Origin of the sequence: Streptomyces himastatinicus ATCC 53653 (assembly GCF_000158915.1) — a bacterium.
In the GTDB taxonomy this organism is placed as follows: domain Bacteria; phylum Actinomycetota; class Actinomycetes; order Streptomycetales; family Streptomycetaceae; genus Streptomyces; species Streptomyces himastatinicus.
In genome coordinates, this window is the sequence record NZ_GG657754.1 from 4615056 (window position 1) to 4618595 (window position 3540).

At 71.0% G+C, this 3540-nt stretch carries 5 protein-coding genes; 1 reads left to right on the forward strand and 4 read right to left on the reverse strand.

Features of this window, described 5'->3' with window-relative positions; translation table 11 throughout:
* The first annotated feature begins 141 nt into the window (after positions 1–141).
* Entirely contained in the window at positions 142–1155 is a 1014-nt protein-coding gene (locus SSOG_RS19185) for an adenosine deaminase (protein ID WP_039938078.1), read from the forward strand.
* 19 nt (positions 1156–1174) lie between these two features.
* On the opposite strand, the gene SSOG_RS19190 is transcribed toward SSOG_RS19185, so the two are convergent.
* The 4 genes from SSOG_RS19190 to rpmG form a co-directional block, all read right to left on the reverse strand.
* Complete coding sequence (locus SSOG_RS19190) at positions 1175–2230, reverse strand: UDP-N-acetylmuramate dehydrogenase (protein ID WP_009715904.1); 1056 nt, start codon at positions 2228–2230, stop codon at positions 1175–1177.
* A gap of 60 nt (positions 2231–2290) precedes the next feature.
* Positions 2291–2725 carry a MaoC family dehydratase gene (locus tag SSOG_RS19195; protein ID WP_009715905.1) on the reverse strand — a complete coding sequence of 145 codons (435 nt, stop codon included), beginning with the start codon at positions 2723–2725 and terminating at the stop codon, positions 2291–2293.
* On the reverse strand, positions 2722–3186 hold the full coding sequence (locus SSOG_RS19200) for a MaoC family dehydratase N-terminal domain-containing protein (protein ID WP_009715906.1): 465 nt from the start codon (positions 3184–3186) through the stop codon (positions 2722–2724). The genes SSOG_RS19195 and SSOG_RS19200 overlap by 4 nt, the downstream gene beginning before the upstream one ends.
* Before the next feature lie 85 nt (positions 3187–3271).
* A complete protein-coding gene (rpmG, locus tag SSOG_RS19205) occupies positions 3272–3436 on the reverse strand; it encodes a 50S ribosomal protein L33 (RefSeq protein ID WP_009715907.1) in 165 nt (54 codons plus the stop codon).
* Between the last annotated feature and the right edge of the window lie 104 nt (positions 3437–3540).

Sequence of the window (3540 nt, forward strand, 5' to 3'; positions counted from 1 at the left end):
CCGGCCACGGCCGGGCGCCCGCTCTCGTTCCGGCCCGGACGATGCTCTTCCGGCCCGGACCGGACTCGTATTCCTGTGCGGGCAAGCCCACGTTCGGCGAAAGCGGTACCGGCGGGTCCGGACGTGCGGCAAAATCTGCAGATGGCACGCGATGTACATCTGCTCCCCAAGGCGCATCTGCATCTGCACTTCACCGGCTCCATGCGCCCCGGCACGCTTCTCGAACTCGCCGACAAATACGGCGTCCATCTGCCCGAGGCGCTGAGCGGCGGCGAGCCGCCGAGACTGCGGGCCACCGATGAGCGCGGCTGGTTCCGCTTCCAGCGGCTGTACGACATGGCGCGGTCCTGTCTACGGGAGCCCGAGGACATCCAGCGGCTGGTGCGCGAGGCCGCCGAGGAGGACGTCGCGGACGGCTCCGGCTGGCTGGAGATCCAGGTCGACCCCACCTCGTACGCCCCGCGCCTGGGCGGGCTGATCCCGGCGCTGGAGATCATCCTCGACGCGGTCGACACCGCCTCCCGGGACACCGGTCTTGGGATACGGGTCCTGGTCGCCGCGAACCGGATGAAGCACCCCCTGGAGGCCCGCACCCTGGCCCGGCTCGCGGTGCGCTTCGCGGACCGCGGGGTGGTCGGCTTCGGGCTCTCCAACGACGAGCGGCGCGGTTTCGCCCGCGACTTCGACCGCGCCTTCGCCATCGCCCGGGACGGCGGTCTGCTCGCCGCCCCGCACGGCGGCGAGCTGTCGGGGCCCGGCAGCGTCCGCGACTGCCTGGACGACCTGGTGGCGTCCCGGGTTGGTCATGGGGTGCGCGCGGCCGAGGACCCGCGCCTGCTCTCCCGGCTGGCCGACCGCGGGGTGACCTGCGAGGTGTGCCCGTCCTCCAACGTGGCGCTCGGGGTCTACGAGAAGCCCGAGGACGTACCGCTGCGCACCCTGTACGACGCCGGGGTGCCGATGGCGCTGGGCGCCGACGACCCGCTGCTGTTCGGGTCGCGGCTGGCGGCCCAGTACCAGCTGGCCCGCGAGCACCACGGCTTCACCGACGAGGAGCTGGCCGAGCTGGCGCGGCAGTCGGTGCGGGGTTCGGCGGCGCCGGAGGACGTACGGCGGCGGCTGCTGGCGGGGATCGACGGCTGGCTGGCGTCCTAGTCCCCTCACCGTGAGGGGGCTAGAGGCTGACGCCCACCGTCACCGGCTCGTTGACCAGTGTGACGCCGAACGCCTCCTCGACCCCGGCCACCACCTCGCGGGCCAGCGCCAGCAGGTCCTCGGTGGTGGCCTCGCCGCGGTTGGTGAGCGCGAGGGTGTGCTTGGTGGAGATGCGGGCCGGGCCGGTGCCGTAGCCCTTGGTGAAGCCCGCCTTGTCGATCAGCCAGGCGGCGGAGGTCTTGATCCGCCCCTCCCCCGCCGGGAAGGCGGGCGGCGCGACGTCCGCGCCGAGGCGGTCGGCGACGCGGGCCAGGAAGCATTCGTACGCGCTCTCGGTCAGCACCGGGTTGGTGAAGAACGACCCCGCGGACCAGGTGTCGTGGTCCTCCGGGTCGAGCACCATGCCCTTGCCCGCGCGCAGCGACAGCACGGTCCTGCGGGCGGTCTCGGCGGGCACCCGGTCGCCCACCTCGACGCCGAGCACCCGGGCGGTCTCGGCGTACTTGATGGGCGCGGACGCCCCGCCCGCGTCCTCCAGCTCGAAGCGGACCCGCAGCACGACGTGGCGGTCCGGCTCGGCCTTGAAGCGGCTGTGGCGGTAGGAGAAGGCGCAGTCGGCGGCGGGGATCGTCACGACGGCGTCGGCGCGGCGGTCGTAGGCGACCACCTCGGTGAGGGTGGCGGAGACCTCCTGGCCGTACGCCCCGACGTTCTGTATCGGCGTCGCGCCCGCGGAGCCGGGGATTCCGGCGAGGCATTCGATACCGGCGAGGCCCGCCTCGACCGTCCGGGCCACGGCGTCGGACCAGTTCTCGCCCGCGGCCAGCTCCAGCCGGGTGCCGTCCAGGGTGAAGCCGCTGGTCGCGATGTGCAGGGCGGTGCCGTCGAAGCCCTTGTCGGCGATGACGAGGTTGCTGCCGCCGCCGATCAGCAGCAGCGGCGTACCGGTCGCGTCGGCCTCGCGGACCGCGGCGATCACCTCGTCGTCGGTGGTGGCCGTGATCAGCCGGGTGGCCGGGCCGCCGAGACGGAAGGTGGTGAGGGGGGCGAGGGGGGCGTCATGGAGTTCCTGCACGCGCTCCAGAGTACGGGGGCGCCCCCGGCGCGGTGCCGGGGGCGGTGGGGGCCCGGGGGATTACGCGAGGCGGACGACGGCGCGGGCCATGCCCAGCACCTTCTGGCCCTCGCTGGTCGCCGTGATGTCCACCCGGACGGTGCGGGCGTCGTCGTCCAGCTTGGCGGCGACCTTGGCGGCGACCTCGATGAGCGCGCCCTTGTCGTCGTTGGGGACGACGACCGGCTTGGTGAAGCGCACGCCGTAGTCGACGACGGTCCCGGGGTCACCGGTCCAGTCCGTCACCACGCGGATCGCCGATGCCATGGTGAACATGCCGTGGGCGATGACGTCGGGGAGGCCGACCTCCTTGGCGAACTTCTCGTTCCAGTGGATCGGGTTGAAGTCGCCCGACGCGCCGGCGTACGCGATGAGGTCGGCGCGGTTCACCGGGAAGACCTGCGCGGGCAGTTCGGTGCCGACCTCGACGGCGTCGTACGAGATCTTGGCGCTCATCTGCTCTCCTCCGCTTCGGCGGCGCGCGCCACCAGTTTCGTCATCGCGGTCACCACGTGCTCGCCCGCGGCGTCGCGCACCTCACCGCTGATCAGGATCACATCGTTGCCCGCGAGCGACTTGATGTCGTCGATCCTGGTGATGACGGTGAGGCGGTCGGCCGCCTCGATGGGCCGGGTGTACGTGAACTTCTGGTCGCCGTGCACCACCCGGTTGAAGTCCAGGCCCAGCTGCGGGTCGCCGACGACCAGGTGCCGTGCGGCCTTGAAGGTGATCGCGAAGACGAACGTGGGCGGGGCGATCACATCGGAGTAGCCGAGCGCCTTGGCCGCCTCGGGATCGGTGTAGACCGGGTTGGTCTCGCCGATCGATTCGGCGAATTCGCGGATCTTCTCCCTGCCGACCTCATACGGGTCGGTGGGCGGGTAGGTCCGCCCGACGAAAGACGGATCAAGCGCCATCGCCTCGGCACCTCCTGCTGTTGATGACTAACGAAACGAGGCCACCCCCGCTGATGGGGGGCGGCCTCGAATGCAGAGTTTATGACTATCGCGTCTCGCGGTGCGCGGTGTGCGCGTTGCAACGCGGGCAGTGCTTCTTGATCTCAAGACGATCCGGGTCGTTACGCCGGTTCTTCTTGGTGATGTAGTTCCGCTCCTTGCACTCCACGCAGGCCAGCGTGATCTTCGGGCGGACGTCGGTGGCAGCCACGTTGAGTGCTCCTTGACGAACGGATGGGATAGAAGAACGCAGTAAAGAGTAGCCGACCGGAGGACCGACCCCACAATCGGCTACTGTGTGTAGCGGTGACCGGA